The organism is Microvirga sp. 2TAF3, assembly GCF_052114965.1.
Lineage (GTDB): Bacteria > Pseudomonadota > Alphaproteobacteria > Rhizobiales > Beijerinckiaceae > Microvirga.
Genome location: NZ_JBFRFT010000014.1, coordinates 50,226 through 70,864 on the forward strand (window position 1 = coordinate 50,226; position 20,639 = coordinate 70,864).

A 20,639-nucleotide genomic window follows, 5' to 3' on the forward strand; every position below is an offset into this window, starting at 1 on the left:
CTCAGCCTCGACCGATCAGCTTGGCCTTCTCGGCGTCGTACCACCAGGTATCCGGTGCGCCCGTGCCGAAGCGCGGCTTTGTCCGGGGATGCGAGAACTGGTCCCAATAGGCGAGCCAGTTGCTGCCCTTCCACCACATCGGAACCCAGTATTGGCCCGCGCGCAGCACCCGGTCGAGGGCGCGGCAGGCGATGGTGAGCTCGGCGCGGCTCTTCGCATCCGCGATGCGCTGGACCAGCGCATCCACGGCGGGGTCCGCGATGCCGGCGATGTTCTGGCTGCCCGGCGTCCGCGCGGCTTCCGAACCATAGACGATCCGCAGGCTGTCGCCGGGCGTTGGCGAGCCGCCGAGCGCGCGGCTCGTCATGTCGAAATCGTACTCGTTCAGGCGCCGCTGATACTGCGCCGCGTCCACGATGCGCGAAATGGCGTCGATGCCAAGCTTCTTGAGGTTGGCCTGGAACGGCTCGGTATGCGGCTGGAGCGCCGCGGAAAAATCGAGAAACTCGATGCGGAAGGGCTGGCCGTTGGGCAGCTTCAGCACGCTGCCCTCCCGCTTGCATCCGGCCGCGCGCAAAAGCTCGTCGGCGCGGCGCAGCAACTTGCGGTCCTGGCCCGAACCGTCGGAAACCGGCGGCAGATAGGGCTCGCCGAAGACCGCGTCCGGCACCTTGCCGCGGAAGGGTTCGAGCAGCGCCAGTTCCTCCGACGAGGGTGGGCCCGCCGCCTTCATGTCGGAGTTCTCGAAAAACGATGTCAGCCGGCGGTAGGAGCCGAACATGATGTTCGTGTTCGTCCATTCGAAATCGAAGGCGAGGCCGATGGCCTCGCGGATGCGCGAGTCCTTGAAGGCGTCCCGGCGGGTGTTGAAATACCAGCCTTGGATCGGCGAAGGCGCCTCGTTCGGGATTTCGTCCTTCTTCACGCGGCCTTCGCGGATGGCGGGAAAGTCGTAGCCCGTCGCCCAGATGCGGGAGGTGTATTCCTCCTGAAAGTTCAGAACGCCGCTCTTGAAAGCCTCGAAGGCCACCGTGCGGTCGCGGAAATATTCGTAGCGGACACGGTCGAAATTGTTGAGGCCGACATTCACGGCCAAATCCTTCGCCCAGTAATCCGGCACGCGCTCGAATTCGATGAAACGGCCCTGCTCGAACTTTCCGACCTTGTAGGCGCCCGAACCGAGCGGCGGTTCCAGCGTCGAAGCCTCGAAGTCGCGGCCTTGCCAGTAGCGTTCCGAGAAGATCGGCAGGGAAGAAACGACGAGGTGAATGTCGCGACTGCGCTTTGGGGAGAATCGAACGCGCAGCACATCCTCCGCCTCGGCCTCGGCGGATGCCATCTGCGGCAGGACCGCGCGATAGATGGGATGGCCTTTTTCCTTGAGGATGTTGAGCGAGAAAGCAGCGTCTCGCGCGGTGAGCCTCGAGCCGTCGTGAAAACGCGCCTCGGGCCGCAGCAGGAAGCGATAGGTCAATTTGTCGGCGGAGACGTCGACACTCTTTGCGACGAGGCCGTAGAGCGCATCCGGCTCGTCCGCCGCCGCAGCCATCAGGCTGTCGAAGGTGCTGCCCATTCCGGCCGCGCCGTCGCCTTGCAGCACGAAGATGTTGAGCGTGTTGAAAGTGTCGAAATTCTGGTTGCCCGTGCTTTGCTTGATCTGGATCGCCAGCGTGCCACCCTTCGGGGCATCAGGATTCACATAATCGAAATGCTTGAAGTCGGGCGCGTATTTGAGGTCGCCGAAACTGGACAGGCCATGCACGCCGACCCCTTCCGCCAGCTGGGCGAAGACGCTTCCGGATCGGGAAGCGACGAACGCCGCCGCGGCGCTGCCGAGAAGAACGCTTCGGCGGGTAGGTCGTCTCATCGCGGCGCTCCGGTCTTGGCGGCTTTCGCTTCATCGTACCACCAGATGGTCGGGAAGCCGGATGCGCCGTAGCGCGGCAAGGTCTCGGGATGGCTGAAGCGATCCCAGCGGGCGGTGCGCTGCTTCCGGTAGGTCCATTGCGGCACCATGTAGTCATGCGCCAGCAGGACCCGGTCGAGGGCTTTCGTCGCCGCCACGAGCTCTTCGCGATCCTTGGCGAAGATCACCCGGTCGATCAACGCATCGACGCCCGGATCGCTGATGCCGGCGAGGTTGCGCGAGCCCTCCCTGTTAGCGGCTCGCGAGCCCCAGAATTCGCGCTGCTCGTTGCCGGGCGACAGGGACTGGCCCCAGATGTCGGAGATGATGTCGAAGTCGAAAGAGCGCGTCCTGTTCACATGCTGCACGTCGTCGACGATGCGCACCGTCGTGACGATGCCGAGGCGGTCGAGGGCGGCCTTGTAGGGCAGGAAGACACGCTCGTCGTTCGGTGTGTCGCCCAGAAGCTCCACGGTGAAGATTTCGCCCTTGGCATTGACACGGCGCCTGTCCTTCAGCTCCCAACCCGCTTCGCGCAGGAGACGATCCGCCTCGCGCAGATTGTTGCGGACCGCCTCGGGCGTATCGCCGACCGGGTTCTTGTAGGGGGTCGTGAAGACTTCCGGGGGCACCTTGTCACGCACCGATTCCAGGATCGCCAGTTCCTGGCCCTGGGGCAGGCCCGAGGATGCGAGTTCCAGGCCGTAGAAATAGCTCGAGATGCGTTCATACTGGCCGGAGAAGATCGTCCGGTTGATCTCCTCGAAGGGGAAGGCGAGGTTGAAGGCGCGCCTGACGCGCGGGTCCTTGAACTTGTCACGCCGTAGGTTGAGGACGAAGGCCTGCATCACGCCGGAGGCCCGCATCGGAAATTCTTCCAGGATGACCTTGCCTTCCTGACGGGCGGGGAAGTCGTAGCCGGTCGCCCAGTTGCGGGCGCTGTTCTCGGTTCGGAAATCGATCCGGTCGCCCTTGAAGGCTTCGAGCAGCACCGTCGCGTCGCGGTAATATTCGTAGCGGACCTGATCGAAATTGTTCTTGCCGACATTCACGTTGAGATTGGCGCCCCAATAATCCTTCACCCGCTCATAGGTCGTGCTGCGGCCGGCATCGAAGCTTTTGATCCGGTACGGTCCCGAGCCGAGGGGCGGCTCGAGGCTGGTCTGGGTCACGTCGCGCTTGCGGCCGTCGGGGGCGGTGCCCTCCCACCAATGCTTGGGGAGAACGATGAGCTGCCCCATGATCTGCGGCAATTCCCGATTGCCCTTCTGGTCGAAGGTGAACTTCACCTCGCGCTCGCCGACCTTCTCGGCCTTCTCCACATCGTTGTAATAGAACGCATAGGTCGGGCTGTTCGCCTTCAAAACCCCGAAGGAATAGATCACATCCTCCACCGTCACCGGCTTTCCGTCGTTCCAGCGTGCTTCGGGACGGAGGCGGAAAGTGACCGAGGAATAATCCTCCGGGTAGGAAAAAGCCTCTGCCAGAAGCCCGTAGGAAGCGCTCGGCTCGTCGAGGGAAGGGGTGACCAGAGTCTCGTAGATCAGGCCAAGCCCCTGTTCGGGAGCGCCTTTCACCCCTGCGACGACGATGTTGAAGCTGTCGAAGGTGCCCTGAGCGCCGAAGCGAACCAGGCCGCCTTTCGGGGCATTCGGGTTCACATAATCGAAATGCTTGAAGCCGGCCGGATACTTCGGCTCGCCGAGCAGGGCCGAGCCGTGCCGCCAGGGCGCTTCCTGCGCTGTAACGGGGGTGAAGGCAAGACAGGCCAGAAAGCTCAGCAGAATGGGGCGGATCACAAGGCGCTCCTGCGGGTGAGGCGTCTTTTCTCAAGTCGGTTACATTTTTGTCCGGAATGGGACGAGCGCAAGGGCGAAGACGCAAAACAAAAGCCGGGCGCAGGGCCCGGCTTTGAAAAATACGGAGATGGTCCGCGTCTCTTACTGAGCAGCTGGAAGCGGCACGGGGTTGTCGGAGAGCGTCCGCAGATAGGCCAGGATATCGGCCCGTTCCTCAGGCTTGGCGACGCCGGCGAAGGCCATGATGGTGCCGGGGACATAGCCCTTGGGGTTGTTGATGAAGTGATCGATCTCTTCATACGTCCAGTTGCCGCCCTTGGCCTTCAGGGCTCCGGAATAGTTGAAGCCCTCGTGCGAGGCGACGGGACGGCTGACGACACCGTAGAGGTCCGGACCGACCTTATTGGGGCCGCCCTTCTCGAAGCTGTGGCAGGCCATGCACTTCTTGGCGGCGGCCTGACCCTTCGCCGGATCGGCCTTGGCCAGGAGCACGGGCAGGGGCTCCGCCGGAGCCGCCTTGGCGCTTTCGCCACCCACGGTCTCTTCGGGTGCCGGAAGATCGTAGCCCGGAACGGCGGGCTTCTTCGGCGCGAACAGGCCGCTCGCGATGACGTTGACGCCGACCACGAAGAGCAGCGTCCCAAACACGGCGCCCGCGATCTTATTGGTCTCGATATTCATGAATCAGGCTCTCCTCGCCTCAGGATGGCGGAACCAGCGCAACGGATGGGTGATGCGCGGACAGGCGCCCGCGACCGTGGCGTTGCTTAGCCGCACAGATGGGGGTTTGCAATGGGGGCGGTGGCTTTTAGCCGGGGCTTTTAGCCGGTCCCTTGGTCGCAGAGGCTTCCGTCAAGGAGCAAAAGGCAGGCCTGCCTTGCCAAAACCCGCCCATGACAAACCCGCTCCACCTTGGTAAGGACGCGCAGCCTTCCTTTAAGCACCCGTCATGTCCGATCCTCTTGTCCTGATTCCCGCCCGCCTCGCCGCAACCCGCTTGCCGAACAAGCCCTTGGCCGACATCGCGGGCGATCCGATGATCGTCCATGTCTGGCGCCGGGCGGTCGAGGCCGGCATCGGGCCGGTCGCCATCGCGACCGATTCCGAGGCCATCGCCGAGGCCGTGATCCGGGCCGGAGGCAAGGCCGTCATGACCCGAGCCGATCATGCTTCCGGTTCGGACCGCATCTTCGAGGCTGTGGAAAAACTCGATCCGGAGGGGCGGTACGATGTGGTCGTGAACGTGCAGGGCGACCTGCCGACCATCGACCCGGCCGCCATCGCGGCATCTGTCGCACCGCTTGCCGATGTCTCCGTCGATATCGCGACCCTTGTCGCCGCCATCGAGCGGGACGAGGAGCGGACCAATCCCAATGTGGTCAAGATGGTGGGGAGCGAGGTCTCTCCCGGGCGCTTCCGCGCCCTCTACTTTACCCGCGCCACCGCCCCTTATGGCGAAGGGCCGCTCTATCATCACATCGGCCTCTATGCTTACCGCCGTAAGGCGCTGCAACGGTTCGTCGGTCTTGCTCCGTCGCCCCTGGAAACCCGCGAAAAGCTGGAGCAGCTTCGCGCCATCGAAGCCGGCATGCGCATCGATGCCGTCGTCGTGGACGACGTGCCGCTCGGTGTCGATACCCCTCACGATCTCGAACGAGCGCGCGACATGATCGCCGCCCGGAGGAAGCCATGAACAAGATCATTTCGTTCCAGGGCGAGCCGGGAGCCAATTCCCATATCGCCTGCGAAGAGGTTCATCCCAATTGGGAGGTCCTGCCGTGCCCGACCTTCGAGGACGCCTTCGCCGCCGTGAACGAAGGACAGGCCGGTTTGGCCATGATCCCGATCGAGAATTCGATCGCGGGCCGCGTGGCGGATATCCACCATCTCCTGCCCACGTCCGGCCTGCACATCATCGGCGAGCATTTCCTGCCGATTCATTTCCAGCTCATGGGCGTGCCCGAAGCCAATCTCGGCACCATCAAGAGCGTGCACAGCCATGTCCATGCGCTCGGCCAGTGCCGCAAGATCATCCGCAAGCTCGGGCTGAAAGCCCATGTGGCGGGCGACACGGCGGGTTCCGCGCGCGAAGTCTCCGAGTGGAAGGATCCGGCCAAGGCCTCCCTCGCGCCGCGCATGGCGGCCAAGATCTACGGCCTGAAGATCCTTGCGGAGGATGTCGAGGACGAGGCGCACAACACGACGCGCTTCGTCATTCTGTCCAAGACACCGCAATGGGCCCCGGCGGGACAGGGGCCGACCGTCACGAGTTTCGTCTTCCGCGTCCGCAACCTGCCTGCCGCGCTCTACAAGGCGCTCGGCGGTTTCGCGACGAACGGCATCAACATGACCAAGCTCGAAAGCTACATGCTTGAAGGTGATTTCACGGCCACGCAGTTCTACGCGGAGGTCGACGGACATCCCGACGACATCAACCTGAAGCGCGCGCTCGAGGAGCTCGATTTCTTCTCGCGGGAAATCCGGATCCTCGGCGTCTATCCGGCTAGCCCGTTCCGCGAAAAGATCAAGGGCACCGCCGAGTGACCCTGCGCATCCGCGACGGCCATGCCGGCGATGTCGATGGCGTCGCCCGCGTGCATGTTCAGGGCTGGCGCGAGTCGTACAAGGATTTCCTCAACGCCGATTCGCTGGCGGGGCGCTCCGTGGAAGAGCGCGCGAGGATGTGGCGCGACGTTCTCGCCAAGCTTGATCCAGAGGCGAAGTTTCTGGTCGTTGAAGATGCGAACGGCGCAATCGTCGGCTTCGCGCGCGGCGGTCCGGTTCGCGAGAAGGGTTCCGTCCCGCTCGGCACCGAGGCGGAACTTTATGTGATCTACCTCATCGACAGGGTGAAGCGCCGGGGCCTCGGGCGGCGGCTGACCATGGGCGTGTTCGATCATCTCGCCCAAAGCTTTTCGTCCGTCGGACTCTGGGTGTTGAAGCAGAATTTTGCCGCGCGCGGTTTCTATGAGGCGCTTGGCGGCAAGGCGACGGTCGAACAACCGCTCGAATTGCGTGGCCAGACCGTGACGGAAATCGGCTACCGGTTCGAGCCGATTCCGCGAAGCCTTATCTCGGTGGGATAGGGCATTCCACGCCTTATCCTGAGGAGCGAGGCGTCTCGAAGGATCCGGCGTCTCCAGCGTGCACTGAACCCTCCTTCGAGACGGTCCTGCGGGACCTCCTCAGGATGAGGCTTCGAGACCATGTAGTGCCGTGAGATGGGCAGCAGGACGTGGATGCGCGCTAACTCCCCATCCATTCACGCAGCAGATGATGCGCGATGGCGATGGGGGAGGGGGCGGCGAATTCGTCGTGTACGCCGTCCAACATGCGCCTGATGTCGTCGCGCGTGAACCAGCGGGCGTCTTCCAGCTCCGTATCGTCGATGACGATGTCGTCGGTCTCCGCCTCGCCGGCGCAGCCGATCATGATGGAGGAGGGGAAGGGCCAGGGCTGGGATGCAAGATAGCGTACCTTCCCGACCCGCACCCCCGCTTCTTCGAAGACCTCCCGCCGCACCGCATCCTCGATGGTCTCGCCGGGCTCCAGAAAACCCGCGAGGCAGGAATACATCTTCTCCGCAAAGCGCGATTGGCGGCCGAGCAGGCATTTGTCGCCGCGCGTCACCAGCATGATCACGACGGGATCCGTGCGCGGGAAATGCTGCGCGCCACAGGCGGCGCAATCCCGGCGGAAACCAGCCTGGGCATGCTTGGTCGGAGCGCCGCAATTGGCGCAGAAGCGATGGCGGGCATGCCAGTCCAGCAAGGATTTGGCCATGGCGAGCGTGCCGAGCTCCTGCGCCGGAACAAGGTCGCGCACGGCGATCGCGCGCAGATTCTCGACCACGAAGTCCGGATCGTCGTGGAACAGCTCCGCCGCCTCGGGAGCTACGAGAGTTGCGATGACGGGCTTGTCCTGCAGAAACCCGAGAAAGACCTGCTCCTGATAAGCGGGCAGGCGATTTAAAACGGAGGCTGGCAGAAGCCCCGTTCCCGGTTCGCCGGCCTTGAGAACCGGCAGATCGCCTGCCAGCAGCACGATGGCGGCATTCGGATCTTTCCCATGGCGGGAAAGCGCCTCGGGGTCCCGCTCGGCGCTGTGCCGCACGAGAGGGTTCGTGATGTAGGCCATCGTGGGTTTCATTGCGTGTTTTTCTTAAATAATCAGGCGGACGCGAAAAGGGTGACTGCGCGCTCGATCAGGGCGGTGGCCGCATGGTCGGGATAGGGCGTCCGGGTGCCGTGGCCCCAGACGGGACCAGGCCATGCCGGGTCGGAGCGGAAACGCCCGATCACGTGGATATGGAGCTGGGTCACGATGTTACCGAGCGCGCCCACATTCACCTTGTCGGGTTTGGCAAGCGCCACCATGACCCGCGTTGCGATGCGGATTTCCTCCATGACCTGGACGGCCTGCTCGTCCGACAGGTCGGTCAGTTCGCTTGCATTGGGCAGGCGGGGAACCAGGACGAACCAGGGAAAACGGGCATCGTTCAGAAGCAGGACCGAGGACAGGGCCAGATCGCCGATGGGGATCGTATCGGCTTCGAGGCGGGAATCGAGAGTGAAGGCTGAGGTCATGCGGCCACGTTAGAGCATTTTCAGGCGAAGTGGATCCGGTTCGCCGTCGAAAATGCGTCCGAGCAAAAGAAAAGAGCTTGGCATCGCGTGCCTATCCCCAACGCGCGCATCCCTGTCGTTCCCGGCCGGAGCGCGGCGGAGGGGCAGGGAATCCACGGTCCACTCGGCGCGATTACGGCGCAGCCTTGGTGCCGAATTCCTCCAGCACTACCGAGAGCGCCTCCGGCTGCACCTTCACCGTTCCCGCGAAGGGATGGTCGATGGCGACGATGACGTGCAGCCCCGAGAAGATCAGGAAGGCCAGGATCCCCGTCATTATCACCTGGACGCGCAGGTTCTCGGTGCCGAAGAAGAGCGTGAAGCCGATCGTCAGGACAGCGCCGCCGAAGAGCACGAACCAGAGCACTCCAGGGACCGCGCCGGAAGCCAGGACGAGCCTCGTGCGGCGGGCCTCGGTCAGGACATCGAGCTGGTGGAGAGCCTCGGCTAGAAGAGCCGTCCCACGTCCATCGCCGGGGGTGAACGTCAGGAGCGCCGCGTAGGTGGTGTCCAGCGCGCGCGTCACGGTGTGGCTTGCCCCGCTCCGCTCCATCGCGGGCCAGTCCTCCGTGATGGCCGCTCTGACGTAGCGGGTCAGGCTGTCGCGGAGGGCGGCGCCGGGATCACCCCCGATCCCGTTGGACAGCCGGTAGAGCGTCGCCGCGGCGCCGGCTTCCTGGGCCGCCGCGTTCTCCGCGTTGCTGAACTTCTCCCAGACGATGATCACGGCGAAGGCTAGCAGCACCGCATAGAGCACGCCGATGGTCGCGAACATGAAGCCGGCAACCTCATTGTTGTTCCTGAGGCGCTCTGAGGCAACGCGCCGGCGAACGAGGCCGGGGGCGGCCATTCCGAGGAGCGTTGCCACGCCGACGAGGAGGGCGCCGGACAGCCATAAAGGCAGGGTGGTCAGGAATGCCATGTGACGGTCCGCTCCGATCCCCTCACAAAATATGACCGACGGGAGCAACTGTCCGCAAGTCGCAAAAGGCCGTGCTGTAGTGGGGCATTGGTGGCTCTACGGCCGCATCGCCCTTTAGGCTTCCACCCTGGACATACGGCAGCGCCTCCCCGGCCGTAAGGCAAGGGAGACATCGTTGCGGTCGATGTCGACCGCTCTGAGAGAGGCTTATGAGAGAGGCTTACTAGACCCCGGAAGAAGCGAGCAGCACTCTTGCGGCCGTGACCCACATCACGAGACCGATCCCACCATCGAGAACCCGCCATGTCCCCGGGCGGGCGAAGATGGGACGCAACAGGCGTGCGCCATAGCCCAGCGAAAAGAAGAAGGTGAAGGATGCGAGCATGGCCCCGAGCGCGAACATCTCCCGCCCTTCATCAAACTGGGTCGAGATCGACCCGATCAGCACAACGGTATCAAGGTAGACGTGAGGATTGAGCCAGGTGAGCGCCAAGCAGGTGAGCAAAGCGCCTTGAAGTGTGATTGTGGCTGTACCTGACACCTGCAGGCTGGCCTCGGCCGCGAATGCTGATCTGAAGCTGCGGGCGCCGTACACAATGAGAAATGCCGCACCTGCATAGCGCATGACGGGTTCGGCCCAGGGCATGATGGCGCTGACTTGGGCAAACCCGATGACACCGACCAGGATCAACACGGCGTCGGACAGGGCGCAGGTCAAAACGACCGCCAGGACATGCTCGCCCCTCAGGCCCAGGCGCAGCACGAAGGCGTTCTGTGCCCCGATGACGAGGATCAAGCTCAGGCCCAGCATGAAGCCTGCGAAGAGAGGGATAGTCATGTCGAGCTCCGATAAAGGGTCGACATGAGCTAGGCCAAGCCCCAGGATTAGGACAGTTAAAGTTCGTCAGCCTGCATTAGAGTTTCTAATCAATGCTCGATTATGCTCACCTCTCCGCCCTCGCGGCTGTCATCCGAACCGGCAGCTTCGAGCGGGCTGCGCAGCACCTCAACGTCACGTCCTCAGCCATCTCCCAGAGGATCAAGCTGCTGGAGGAGCGGCTTGGGGCTGTGCTTGTGGTCCGGGGTCAGCCCTGCACGGCAACCGAGGTCGGTCAGCGCCTATGCCAGCATGTCGAGCAGGTCGCGCTGCTCGAAAGCTCCTTGCACGACAGCCTTCCGGGCCTTCCGGCCGAGCGCCGACCTGTGACCCTGCGGATTGCCGTGAATGCGGATAGTCTCGCGACCTGGTTCATCGCAGCGATGGCAAAGACGGAGGGATATCTGTTCGATCTGGTGCTGGATGATGAGGACCACAGTGCGGAATGGCTGCGGCGCGGCGAGGTCGTGGCGGCAGTGACGGCACACAGCACGCCGATCCAGGGCTGTGACTGCCATCCTCTTGGAGCCCTGCGCTATATTGCGACCGCAACCCCAGAGTATTGCGCCCGGTGGTTTGCCGACGGATTCAGCGAGCTCGCGGCTGCACGCGCCCCGTGTCTCATCTTCAATCAGAAGGATCGGCTTCAGGCAGAATGGCTGCGGCAGGTGCTCGGAACCAACCTCCATCCCCCGCTCCACTGGCTGCCCTCGTCCCAGGCCTTTGTGGATGCGGCCCTGGGTGGGGTCGGCTGGGGCATGAATCCGGAGTTGCTCGTGATCGACCACCTTCGCGCTGGGAGGCTGGTTGCGCTCAAGGCGGACCAACCGTTGGATGTCCCGTTATTCTGGCAGCAGAGCCGCATTGTGAGCCCTGTGCTGGGCAATGTGACTCGTGCTGTCGTGCACGAGGCCAGGGCCATGCTGGTGCCCGGTCTAACTTGAGCGCAAGTACTCGGGGCTCCGTGAGCTGTCTGCCATTGTCGCTTTACCGTGGTGTAGGCGTTGAATGTCTGCACCGGGTCGATAGTATTGAAAAAGGCCGCAACTGCCATTTTTCGCGCGGTCAGCATACAGGATGATGGGCCTGATCTGGCACGCTGACGCTAGCAATAGACCGCCAAAGCAGCGCCTGAGACTTTTTCAACAATATCTGCCAGGAGCTGACATACGGCTGACGCGCTGCTCCCGTAATCTCCGCTACCGCTCAAGGCACGAGTTGACCTCTGGAAAGCTCGATTCCTCTTTAGGATCTCAGATCAAAACGTTTTCGGATGCTGCGCTTCATCGGGTGCCGCTGGCTCTCCAGAACGCATCGTTTGGGCTGTATCCTTCCGAATCCGTGCAGAAGTCCGGGCGAATACGGTCCAGGAAATACATATCGATGGCTCCAATATGCTTCACCTGCACCGAGCCACGGGCTTCGGTTTTGAACAGACGGGATACCTGGTGCAAGGTGCTGGCGGAGATGTTCACCCGACCCGGTTCACATGCCTCTTCCAGGCGCTGCGCCACGTTCACAGCATTGCCCCATACGTCATAGGTGAAGCGGCGCTGTCCGACGATCCCGGCCACAACGGGGCCGGAGTTAATGCCAATGCGTAGTTCCCATGATGGCAGGCGCAGCCTTTCGCGCTGCCGATTGGAGCCGCGAATGAAACTTTGCATCTGCAGCGCCGCAAGACATGCGTCGATGGGATGACTACGATTTTTCTCCGGCAGGCCACCAGCTGCAATGAACGCATCGCCGACCGTCTTTATGGTCTCTATCCCGTGGGATTCCGCGATCTCGTCGAATCGCGCGAAGTTCTGGTCGAGCTGCCGGATCAGTCCAGATGGATCGAGGGTTTCAGTGAGGCGCGTAAATGCCTTGAAGTCCGCAAAGAGAATAGTGGTCGCATCGTGGAAGCGCGGCTCGACCCTACCATTCGCTTTGAGTTCCTCAGCAATCGATTCCGGAAGAATGCTTTTGAGAAGCTGGTCCGAACGCTCGCGAGCCGCTTCGGCTGCGGCCTTTGCTTGCGAGAGTTCGCCCAAGAGTTCATCGCGCTCGAGGAGCTGCCTGCGCAGCTCAAGCTGGGCCATCGCCTGCTGCGCTAGGCGGCGCACCGCTTCACGCTGCGACGGGCTCAACTGATGGGGTTCAAACCCTAGGACGCAGAGTGTTCCAAGGGCAAACCCTTCCCGGTTGATGAGGGGCATCCCGCAATAAAACCGGGCATAGGGCTCGCCGGTCACCATGGGCAGATCTCGAAATCGTTCGCTCGCGGTCAAATCCGGTTCATAGATCAGATCATTCGAGCACAGAGTTGTGTTGCACATCGTGATCTCGCGCGGGCACTCGACCATATCGGCTGGTAGGCCGTACTTCGATTTCATCCATGCGCGCCGCTCGTCCATGAGACTGATCAGAGCGACTGGGCAGTCACAGATCTCAGCTGCCAGCTCGGTCACTGCGTCATAGGAAAATTCCGGTGGGGTGTTCATGACCTGGTACAGTCCGAGGGCTGCGATCCGATCCGCTTCTTTGGATGAGAGTTCGTCCATCAGTCCGCTCCCTCGGCCCTCGGCCAATCTGCAGACACCCCCCGCAGCTTACAGCCAATCATAGCAAGAAACTGCAATAGAGGCAGCCTGTGAACTCCGGATCCGCCATGTTGTTTTCACGATCACCCACAAGGGTCTACCTACGAGATCGAAATCCCCAACTCCTGGAAAAGGGCCGCTTCGGGTCCTGAACGGAAGTCGAGAAAATCCTCCGAAGGCCGGCTCATCGCCCCTGCTCGTCCCTAATAGAGCGCTATTGTTGCCGATGCCGTCAGTCCCGGCCGGAGTGTAGCGGAAGGAAATCCATCTTTACCCTTGACGCGATGGATCCCCTTCCCGGTCCTGCTGACCGCCGGGGATGACACGAGGCAAGGGTTTGTTCTATTTTTGTTCTTGACAATCGTCCTAGCCTTGGCTATGTCTTGGCCTGTCCCGACCCACCGAGGGGCGCGCTCGCGAGGCGTCGTGATTGTGGGGTCGGGCACGGTCTCGCGGGTGGGGTTTACGCAAACTCGGCCGGCGGGAGGCCCAGGCTCAAGCCCTGGCGTCACGGTTGGTCCGCGACCGCCCGCTTCTCTGAAAGCGGTGTCCGTTGCGGGCAATCGCTGAGCCGAGGCCGCCTGTCCGCCTAAACAAGCCGTGCGCGAGGTGCCCTCCGGCTCTTCCCACCACCTTCCATCATCGAGCCGGACCGCACGTCGCGCCACCCTCGATCACCGTCCAGGCTTGGGGCCGCATCAGCCCCGAGCCCGAAGACGCTTGCCGTTTTCAAAACCCGTTCATTCACACCATTCATTGCAGTTGAGGCCGTCTCATGAACCGAACCCGGCAGATCCTGCCTGACGCCGATGGATCCCCTTCCCCTCCAGCGGCTTAAGCCGCTTCCGGCCGGGGATGACGGCGCGAGGTGGATCCCGCCACAACTCGGCTTGCGTTCCGGGTGCGAAAACTCCATATAGGCGGTGGGAGGTTGGCGAGGGACGTCTCACTCGCCAACCGGGTCAGGTCCGGAAGGAAGCAGCCCTAACGAGACCGAACGGGTCTTCGTCCAGCCTCCCACCCCGGCGCTTCCAGGAGCGCCTCATGCAGATCCCAAAGCCTTGCAGCCGATGGACGAAACAACAGCTGGCACGCCCCCGAACGACGAGCCGGCTCTGCCGGGCTTTCCGCCTGCGCCCGCGTCGTCGAGCGCCTCGCCCTATCGCGTCCTTGCCCGCAAATACCGCCCGCGCACCTTCGACGACCTGATCGGCCAAGAGGCGATGGTCCGCACCCTCTCGAACGCCTTCGAGACGGGCCGCATTCCGCAAGCCTGGATGCTGACCGGCGTGCGCGGCGTCGGCAAGACCACCACGGCGCGCATCCTCGCCCGCGGCCTCAATTACCAGAAGCCCGACGGCACCGGCGGGCCGACCATCCACATGCCCGAGCTTGGCCTCCATTGCGAAGCGATCATGGAATCGCGGCACGTGGATGTGCTGGAAATGGACGCTGCGTCGCATACGGGCATCGACGATGTCCGCCAGATCATCGACGGCATCCGCTATTCGCCAGTCTCTGCCCGCTACAAGGTCTACATCATCGACGAGGTCCACATGCTCTCGGAGAAGGCGTTCAACGCCTTCCTGAAGACGCTGGAGGAGCCGCCGCCGCACGCGAAGTTCATCTTCGCCACCACCGAAATCCGCAAAGTTCCCGTCACGATCCTGTCCCGCTGCCAGCGCTTCGACCTGCGCCGCATCGATGCGGACAAGCTTGTGGCGCATCTTGGCCGCATCTGCGACGCCGAGGGTGTGAAGACCGACCAGGAGGCGCTCGCCTCCATCGCCCGCGCGGCGGAGGGCTCGGCCCGCGATTCGCTCTCGCTGCTCGATCAGGCCATCGCCCATGGCGCGGGCATCGTGAAGTCCGAGACCGTGCGCGACATGCTGGGCCTTGCCGACCGCTCGCAGGTCATCGACCTGTTCGAGGCGGTCATGCGCGGCGACGTGCCGGCCGCCTTCGCGGGGCTTCGCGCGCAATACGATGCGGGCGCGGATCCGAGCGTCATCCTGTCCGATCTCGCGGCCTTCTCGCATATCGTCACACGCCTCAAGCTGATCCCGGAGGCGGCGAAGGACCCGGCGCTTTCCGAGGCGGAACGGATTCGCGGTACCGAATATGCGCAGAAGCTTGCCGTGCGGACCCTGTCCCGCGCCTGGCAGATTCTGCTTAAAGGAATTCCCGAGGTTCAGGCCTCGAACCGGCCGATCGCGGCCGCGGAAATGGTGCTGGTGCGCCTCGCCTATGCCGCCGACCTGCCGACGCCGGACGAGGCCCTGCGCGCGCTGAAGGATGGCGCTCCGCTCTCAGGCGGCGGCCCGCCGCCTTCGCCGCGTCCATCCGCTCCGGCGACGTCGGGCAACATGGCGCTTGCGACCTCTCAACCCCGCCCGCAGCCGCGGCCGGAGCCCGGAGGAGCGGCGCCCGCCCTGCGGCTGCGCCGTTTCGAGGATGTGGTCGCCATGGCGGGCGAGAAGCGGGAGATCGTGCTGAAAGCCGCCTTGGAACGGGAGGTGCGCCTCGTCCGCTTCGAGGAGGGCAGCATCGAACTCAGCCTGACCGAGGGCGGCAGCCGCACCATCGCCAACGATCTGGCGCGTGCGCTTCAGCAATGGACCGGAAGCCGCTGGATGGTGGCGCTCTCGTCGGAGAAGGGCGCGCCAACCCTGCGCGACCAGGCGGCCGCCGCGGAGCGGGAGCGCAAGGAGGGGGCGGCGAACCACCCCCTCGTCCAGGCCGTTCTCGCCAAATTTCCCGGGGCGCAGATCGTCAACGTGATCGAGCGAGCTGAGAAGGCGGGGGAGGACGAACCTGCCGACGCCGAAACGGGAATTCTCGGCGAGGCCGACGCTCTTGCCGCACACGAAACCGAAGCCGACGACGATCTGGAGTGAGGAGACCGTCATGAAGGACATCATGGGATTGATGAAGCAGGCTCAGGCCATGCAGCAGAAGCTGCAGGACGCCCAGGCCGAGCTGGACAATGTCGAGGTCGAGGGCACCGCCGGCGGCGGCGTCGTTACCGTGAAGGTATCGGGCAAAGGCTCCTTGAAGGCGATCAGCATCGATCCTTCCCTCATGAATCCGGACGAGAAGGAGATTCTCGAGGATCTCATCGTCGCCGCCATGAACGATGCACGCGGAAAGGCCGACCGCACGGCTCAGGACCGCATGGCGGAACTGACCAAGGGCCTGCCGCTCCCGCCCGGCCTGAAGCTTTTCTGAGGACTTAAATGGCCCAGAACGTCGCCGGTCCCGAGATCGAACGCCTGATCCAGCTTCTGGCCCGGCTGCCGGGCCTGGGGCCTCGCTCGGCCCGGCGCGCGGCGCTTCATCTGATCAAGAAGCGGGACACCCTGCTCAACCCGTTGAGCGACGCCATGCGCGTCGCCAACGAGCGGATCGTCGTGTGCTCGTCCTGCGGCAATGTGGATACGTCCGATCCCTGCACCATCTGCCGCGATCCGCGCCGGGATGAATCGATCCTGGTTGTCGTGGAGGACGTGTCCGATCTCTGGGCGCTCGAACGTTCGGGCGCCGTCCATGCGCGCTATCATGTGCTGGGGGGCGTCCTCTCGCCCCTCGATGGGATTCGCCCCGAGCATCTCAACCTCGATCGCCTCGTGGCGCGCGCCTCGGAGCCCGGCGTCGTAGAGGTGATCCTGGCCCTCAACGCCACGGTCGATGGCCAGACGACCGCCCATTACATCACCGAGCTTCTCGCGCATCTGTCCGTGAAGGTGACGAAGCTCGCCCACGGAGTGCCGGTCGGCGGCGAGCTCGATTATCTCGACGAAGGCACCCTGTCAGCGGCGATCCGCCAGCGCACGGCTTTCTAGCTTCTTGCTGTTCTCGTCGAGCCAGCGCGCGAGCACGACGACGTCGCTCTGCTCGTAGCCGAGGGTCTTGTAGAACTCTCTGACGGCGAGATTGTCGTTGCGGACCATCAACTGGATTTTCGTGACACCCCGCTCGCGCGCCCAGGTTTCGCCGGCCTCCATGATGGCCTTGCCAAAACCACGCCCCTGCACAGCCTGATCGACCGCAAGGTAATAGACCCAGGCGCGATGCCCGTCGGAACCGATCATCGCGGTTGCCACGAGCCGCCCATCGAAGCGACCCGCCAGAACCGTTGAGAACGGCGACTCAAGGGCAAGCTTGATATCGGCATAAGGATCGTTCCAGAGCCGGGTCAGCCCGACGGATCGCCAAAGAGCGACCGCCGCCTCCGTCTCATGGGATTGAAGCGTGCTGATTTCGAGCATGATGATCCCCCTTATTTTTCTGGTTTACTTTCCTCAGGTGACAGGCTCAAGCACCGTTGCTAATCAGGTTTCGAAAGTCCCTGCGAAGCCACCATCCGAGTTGCTCATGTCCCAGACCGACCTTACCGATCTCGCCCGCACCATCGATGCCGCTTGGGAGGACCGGGCCAATGTGAATGTTTCCACCAGGGGCCCCATCCGCGAGGCCGTGGAGCAGGCGCTGCATCTTCTCGATTCCGGCAAAGCCCGCGTCGCGGAGAAGTCGGGCGGCGAATGGCAGGTGCATCAGTGGCTGAAGAAGGCCGTCCTTCTGTCCTTCCGCCTCAATGACATGGCGGTGATCAAGGGCGGTCCCGGCGATGCGGTATGGTGGGACAAGGTGCCCTCCAAGTTCGACGGTTGGACGGAAACCGAGTTCAAGCAGGCGGGCTTTCGCGCCGTGCCGAACTGCACCGTGCGGCGCGGCGCCTATATCGCGCCCGGCGTGGTGCTGATGCCCTCCTTCGTCAATCTCGGCGCTTACGTCGATGAAGGCACCATGGTCGATACCTGGGCCACGGTCGGCTCCTGCGCACAGATCGGCAAGAACGTGCATCTCTCCGGCGGCGTCGGCATCGGCGGCGTGCTGGAGCCGCTTCAGGCCAATCCCACCATCATCGAGGATAACTGCTTCATCGGCGCCCGCTCCGAGGTGGTGGAAGGCGTGATCGTGGGCGAGGGCTCGGTGCTCTCCATGGGCGTGTTCATCTCGGCCTCCACCAAGATCATCGACCGCAATACCGGCGAGATCTTCACCGGCCGCGTTCCGCCGTATTCCGTGGTCGTTCCCGGCTCGCTCCCCGGCAAGCCCCTGCCGGACGGCACCCCCGGCCCGTCGCTCTACTGCGCCGTCATCGTCAAGCGCGTCGATGCTCAGACGCGCGCCAAGACCGGGATCAATGAGCTGTTGAGAGACTGAGGCGATGGATCATTCGCCCCTCGCTCTCGCCCAATCACTCCTCCGCTGTCCCTCCGTCACGCCTGCCGAGGGTGGGGCGCTCGCCTTCATCGAGAGCGTACTGCGCGAAGCGGGTTTCGAGGTGCATCGGCTGGTCTTCTCTGAACCGGGCACCCCGGACGTTGAGAATCTCTATGCCCGCTACGGCAAGGGTGAGCCTTATCTGCTTTTCGCAGGCCATACCGATGTGGTGCCGCCCGGCGATGTCAGCCGCTGGCGGCATGATCCGTTCGGGGGCGTGATCGACGGCTCCGAGCTTCATGGGCGTGGCGCGGTCGATATGAAGGGCGGCGTCGCCTGCATGATGGCGGGGGCGCTTGCTTTCATCCGGGAGCGGCCTGATTTCAAGGGCTCCATCGGCTTTCTCATCACCGGGGACGAGGAGGGGCCCGCCATCAACGGCACGGTCAAGCTGCTCGACTGGGCAAAGGGCAGGGGCGAGCGCTTCGATGCCTGTATTCTTGGCGAGCCGACAAATCCGAACCGGCTCGGCGACATGATCAAGATTGGCCGGCGCGGGTCGCTCACCGGCCATGTGGTCGTCGAGGGCAAGCAGGGACACGTGGCCTATCCGCATCTTGCGGATAATCCGATCCCGAACCTCATGCGCATTCTCAGCGCCCTCATCACCAAGCCTCTCGATCACGGCACAGAACACTTCGATGCGTCCAATCTCGAAGTGACGACGGTTGATGTCGGCAATCCGGCCGCGAACGTGATTCCCGCCTCGGCGCGGGCGACCTTCAACATCCGCTTCAACGACATCTGGACGCCGCAGAGCCTGGAGGAGGAGATTGCCTGCCGCCTGCGCGAGGCCGCCGGCAACACGGTGCGTTATACGCTCACCATGGAGCCGACCAACGCCTTCGCCTTTCTCACCGAGCCGAACGCCTTCGTCGGGTTCATCGCCGATGCCGTTGAGGCCGAGACGGGCATTCGTCCCAAGCTTTCGACCACGGGCGGCACGTCCGATGCCCGCTTCATCGTCAGGGATTGCCCGGTGGTCGAGTTCGGCCTCGTCGGCCAGACCATGCATCAGGTCGACGAGCGGGTCCCGGTAGCAGATCTCGACAGGCTTGCCGTGATCTACCGCAAGGTGCTGGAAGCCTATTTTCCTGAAGCGGTCTGACGCATCGCGCAGCCATGTTCGACTAAAGTCGGGAAGGGGCGGAACGTTCACGGCTCTTGCCGGTTCTTCGTGGGCAATCGTCTCCTTGGAGCCGCCCATGATCGTGACTGCGGATGAGGTCAATCGCTCGTTCAAAGGGACGCTCGATCTGCTCAACAGCCGGGTCGAGGGCCTGAAGGCCTTTGACATGAGCGAGCGAGGCTTCTGGCGCTCCTTTGCCGCGATCTGGCTGACGCTTCCGGCCTATATCGTGTCGCTTGCCTTCGAACGGCTCCGGCTCGGCCTGCTTCTGCCGGACCATCCGCTCCTCGACAGTCTGTGGATCGATCTCGTGGTCGCCATTGGCCATGTGGCGAGCTTCGTCGTCCTGCCGGTCGCCATGATCTGGGTGACGCGCAAGTTCAAGCTCACCGGGCACTATGTGCCCTTCGTCATCGTGACGAACTGGGTCAACGTGATCGGGATGCTGGTTATGTCGATCCCGGTCCTGTTGCTGCTGCTCGGCTGGGCACCTCCGGCTCTGGCGGGCCTCTTCAGCGTGGCGTTTCTCGCCATTATTCTGCGGCTGCAATGGTTCGCCACCAAGGCCACGCTCCATGTTCCCTGCTTTTTCGCCTTCGGGATCGTGGCGCTCGGCATTGCGCTCAACACCTTCATCGACACGGCCGTGCGCGGGCTCTTGTCTTAATCGGGAGCATTTTCAGCAAAAGTGGACACCGGTTTTGCGGCGGAAAATGCGTCTTTTCAAAAAGATGAAGCCTATTTCATGAGCCGGGATCATGAAATAGGCTCTGGATAGTCGACGCCGATCAGATAGAGGCCTGCCGAGGGCGCCATGGGGCCGCAGCGGGTGCGGTCGCACGCGTCGAGGGCGGCCTGGACATCCTCCACCGACCAGCGACCCGCGCCGGCGCGCTCGATGGTGCCGACCATGGAGCGGACCTGATGGTGCAGGAAGGAACGGGCTGAGGCGTAGATCCTGATCTCGTCGCCGATCCTCTCCACATCCAGGCGGTCGAGGGTGCGAAGCGGGCTGTTGGCCTGGCATTCCGCCGCCCGGAAGGTCGTGAAATCGTGCCGGCCGATCAAGGTCTGCGCCGCTTCGTGCATCACGGCGGCGTCGAGGGGCCAAGCCACATGCCAGACCCGGTTGACCTCGAGGGCAGGCGGAGCGCGCCGGTTGAGGATGCGGTAGAGATAATGGCGCTTGGTCGCCGAGAGGCGGGCGTTGAATGTATCCGGCACCATTGCCGCCGACAGGATCGCGACCGGGGCCGGTTTCAGATGGGCATTCGTCGCATCACGCACCGTGTCCGCCCGCCACTCCTTGCTCAGATCCACATGGATGACCTGATGGGTGGCGTGGACCCCCGAATCGGTCCGCCCGGCGCAGTGAATGCGCACCTTCTCCCCGGCGAAGCGCGCGATGGCGTCCTCGACCGCCTGCTGAACGGAAAGGCCGTTCGTCTGATGCTGCCAGCCGGTGAAACGGGTGCCGTCATATTCGACGACGAGCTTGTAGCGGGGCATG

General features: G+C 63.5%; 20 protein-coding genes and 1 other RNA gene. 11 read left to right on the forward strand and 10 right to left on the reverse strand.

All coding sequences use genetic code 11. The features are described from left to right. Position 1 precedes the first annotated feature (1 nt). From AB4Y97_RS14440 to AB4Y97_RS14450, 3 genes are all read right to left on the reverse strand, one after another. Positions 2-1,867, reverse strand: a complete 1,866-nt coding sequence (locus AB4Y97_RS14440) for an extracellular solute-binding protein (RefSeq protein ID WP_441999745.1) — start codon at positions 1,865-1,867, stop codon at positions 2-4. Beyond that, the gene (locus AB4Y97_RS14445; protein WP_441999746.1) at positions 1,864-3,705 is read right to left on the reverse strand and encodes an extracellular solute-binding protein; all 1,842 of its coding nucleotides are present in this window, start codon (positions 3,703-3,705) and stop codon (positions 1,864-1,866) included. The genes AB4Y97_RS14440 and AB4Y97_RS14445 overlap by 4 nt, the downstream gene beginning before the upstream one ends. 141 nt (positions 3,706-3,846) lie before the next feature. After that, entirely contained in the window at positions 3,847-4,386 is a 540-nt protein-coding gene (locus AB4Y97_RS14450) for a c-type cytochrome (protein WP_441999747.1), read from the reverse strand. 268 nt (positions 4,387-4,654) lie between these two features. Here AB4Y97_RS14450 and AB4Y97_RS14455 point away from each other — a divergent pair, with 268 nt between their 5' ends. From AB4Y97_RS14455 to AB4Y97_RS14465, 3 genes are read left to right on the forward strand one after another with little or no spacing between them, the layout of a single operon-like run. After that, the gene (locus AB4Y97_RS14455; protein ID WP_441999748.1) at positions 4,655-5,398 is read left to right on the forward strand and encodes a 3-deoxy-manno-octulosonate cytidylyltransferase; all 744 of its coding nucleotides are present in this window, start codon (positions 4,655-4,657) and stop codon (positions 5,396-5,398) included. Further along, positions 5,395-6,249 (forward strand): prephenate dehydratase, encoded by an 855-nt coding sequence (locus tag AB4Y97_RS14460; protein WP_441999749.1) that lies wholly within the window; start codon positions 5,395-5,397, stop codon positions 6,247-6,249. The genes AB4Y97_RS14455 and AB4Y97_RS14460 overlap by 4 nt, the downstream gene beginning before the upstream one ends. Continuing rightward, positions 6,246-6,791, forward strand: coding sequence for a GNAT family N-acetyltransferase (locus AB4Y97_RS14465; RefSeq protein WP_441999750.1), 546 nt, complete (start codon positions 6,246-6,248; stop codon positions 6,789-6,791). The genes AB4Y97_RS14460 and AB4Y97_RS14465 overlap by 4 nt, the downstream gene beginning before the upstream one ends. Positions 6,792-6,951: 160 nt before the next feature. On the opposite strand, the gene nudC is transcribed toward AB4Y97_RS14465, so the two are convergent. The 4 genes from nudC to AB4Y97_RS14485 all read right to left on the reverse strand — a co-directional run bounded on the left by nudC (position 6,952) and on the right by AB4Y97_RS14485 (position 10,090). Beyond that, positions 6,952-7,842: an NAD(+) diphosphatase gene (nudC, locus tag AB4Y97_RS14470; protein WP_441999751.1), complete on the reverse strand. Its 891-nt coding sequence runs from the start codon at positions 7,840-7,842 to the stop codon at positions 6,952-6,954. Between the two features lie 32 nt (positions 7,843-7,874). After that, positions 7,875-8,291: an HIT domain-containing protein gene (locus AB4Y97_RS14475; RefSeq protein WP_441999752.1), complete on the reverse strand. Its 417-nt coding sequence runs from the start codon at positions 8,289-8,291 to the stop codon at positions 7,875-7,877. Positions 8,292-8,463: 172 nt separating this feature from the next. Beyond that, positions 8,464-9,252, reverse strand: a complete 789-nt coding sequence (locus tag AB4Y97_RS14480) for a bestrophin-like domain (protein ID WP_441999753.1) — start codon at positions 9,250-9,252, stop codon at positions 8,464-8,466. 223 nt (positions 9,253-9,475) lie between these two features. Then, the gene (locus AB4Y97_RS14485) at positions 9,476-10,090 is read right to left on the reverse strand and encodes a LysE/ArgO family amino acid transporter (RefSeq protein WP_441999754.1); all 615 of its coding nucleotides are present in this window, start codon (positions 10,088-10,090) and stop codon (positions 9,476-9,478) included. A gap of 92 nt (positions 10,091-10,182) precedes the next feature. Here AB4Y97_RS14485 and AB4Y97_RS14490 point away from each other — a divergent pair, with 92 nt between their 5' ends. Next, positions 10,183-11,073, forward strand: coding sequence for a LysR family transcriptional regulator ArgP (locus tag AB4Y97_RS14490; protein ID WP_441999755.1), 891 nt, complete (start codon positions 10,183-10,185; stop codon positions 11,071-11,073). A gap of 339 nt (positions 11,074-11,412) precedes the next feature. On the opposite strand, the gene AB4Y97_RS14495 is transcribed toward AB4Y97_RS14490, so the two are convergent. Then, positions 11,413-12,675 carry an adenylate/guanylate cyclase domain-containing protein gene (locus AB4Y97_RS14495; RefSeq protein ID WP_441999756.1) on the reverse strand — a complete coding sequence of 421 codons (1,263 nt, stop codon included), beginning with the start codon at positions 12,673-12,675 and terminating at the stop codon, positions 11,413-11,415. Positions 12,676-13,639: 964 nt separating this feature from the next. Between AB4Y97_RS14495 and ffs the strand changes: the two genes are divergently transcribed. The 4 genes from ffs to recR all read left to right on the forward strand — a co-directional run bounded on the left by ffs (position 13,640) and on the right by recR (position 16,556). Beyond that, an RNA gene (gene ffs / locus AB4Y97_RS14500) (signal recognition particle sRNA small type) lies at positions 13,640-13,736 on the forward strand. Between the two features lie 48 nt (positions 13,737-13,784). Continuing rightward, on the forward strand, positions 13,785-15,611 hold the full coding sequence (locus AB4Y97_RS14505) for a DNA polymerase III subunit gamma/tau (protein WP_441999757.1): 1,827 nt from the start codon (positions 13,785-13,787) through the stop codon (positions 15,609-15,611). A 10-nt stretch (positions 15,612-15,621) separates the two neighbouring features. Continuing rightward, entirely contained in the window at positions 15,622-15,942 is a 321-nt protein-coding gene (locus tag AB4Y97_RS14510) for a YbaB/EbfC family nucleoid-associated protein (protein ID WP_441999758.1), read from the forward strand. Positions 15,943-15,950: 8 nt separating this feature from the next. Continuing rightward, complete coding sequence (gene recR / locus AB4Y97_RS14515) at positions 15,951-16,556, forward strand: recombination mediator RecR (protein WP_441999759.1); 606 nt, start codon at positions 15,951-15,953, stop codon at positions 16,554-16,556. Here the strand turns inward: recR and AB4Y97_RS14520 are convergent. Beyond that, positions 16,524-16,982, reverse strand: a complete 459-nt coding sequence (locus AB4Y97_RS14520) for a GNAT family acetyltransferase (RefSeq protein ID WP_441999760.1) — start codon at positions 16,980-16,982, stop codon at positions 16,524-16,526. The two genes, recR and AB4Y97_RS14520, sit on opposite strands and share 33 nt — an antisense overlap. Before the next feature lie 106 nt (positions 16,983-17,088). On the opposite strand from AB4Y97_RS14520, the gene dapD reads away from it, so the two are divergent. The 3 genes from dapD to AB4Y97_RS14535 all read left to right on the forward strand — a co-directional run bounded on the left by dapD (position 17,089) and on the right by AB4Y97_RS14535 (position 19,796). Next, positions 17,089-17,940: a 2,3,4,5-tetrahydropyridine-2,6-dicarboxylate N-succinyltransferase gene (dapD, locus tag AB4Y97_RS14525; RefSeq protein ID WP_441999761.1), complete on the forward strand. Its 852-nt coding sequence runs from the start codon at positions 17,089-17,091 to the stop codon at positions 17,938-17,940. Positions 17,941-17,944: 4 nt separating this feature from the next. Beyond that, complete coding sequence (gene dapE / locus AB4Y97_RS14530) at positions 17,945-19,108, forward strand: succinyl-diaminopimelate desuccinylase (RefSeq protein ID WP_441999762.1); 1,164 nt, start codon at positions 17,945-17,947, stop codon at positions 19,106-19,108. A 97-nt stretch (positions 19,109-19,205) separates the two neighbouring features. Then, positions 19,206-19,796, forward strand: coding sequence for a hypothetical protein (locus AB4Y97_RS14535; protein ID WP_441999763.1), 591 nt, complete (start codon positions 19,206-19,208; stop codon positions 19,794-19,796). A gap of 89 nt (positions 19,797-19,885) precedes the next feature. On the opposite strand, the gene truA is transcribed toward AB4Y97_RS14535, so the two are convergent. After that, on the reverse strand, positions 19,886-20,638 hold the full coding sequence (truA, locus tag AB4Y97_RS14540) for a tRNA pseudouridine(38-40) synthase TruA (protein WP_441999764.1): 753 nt from the start codon (positions 20,636-20,638) through the stop codon (positions 19,886-19,888). Between the last annotated feature and the right edge of the window lies 1 nt (position 20,639).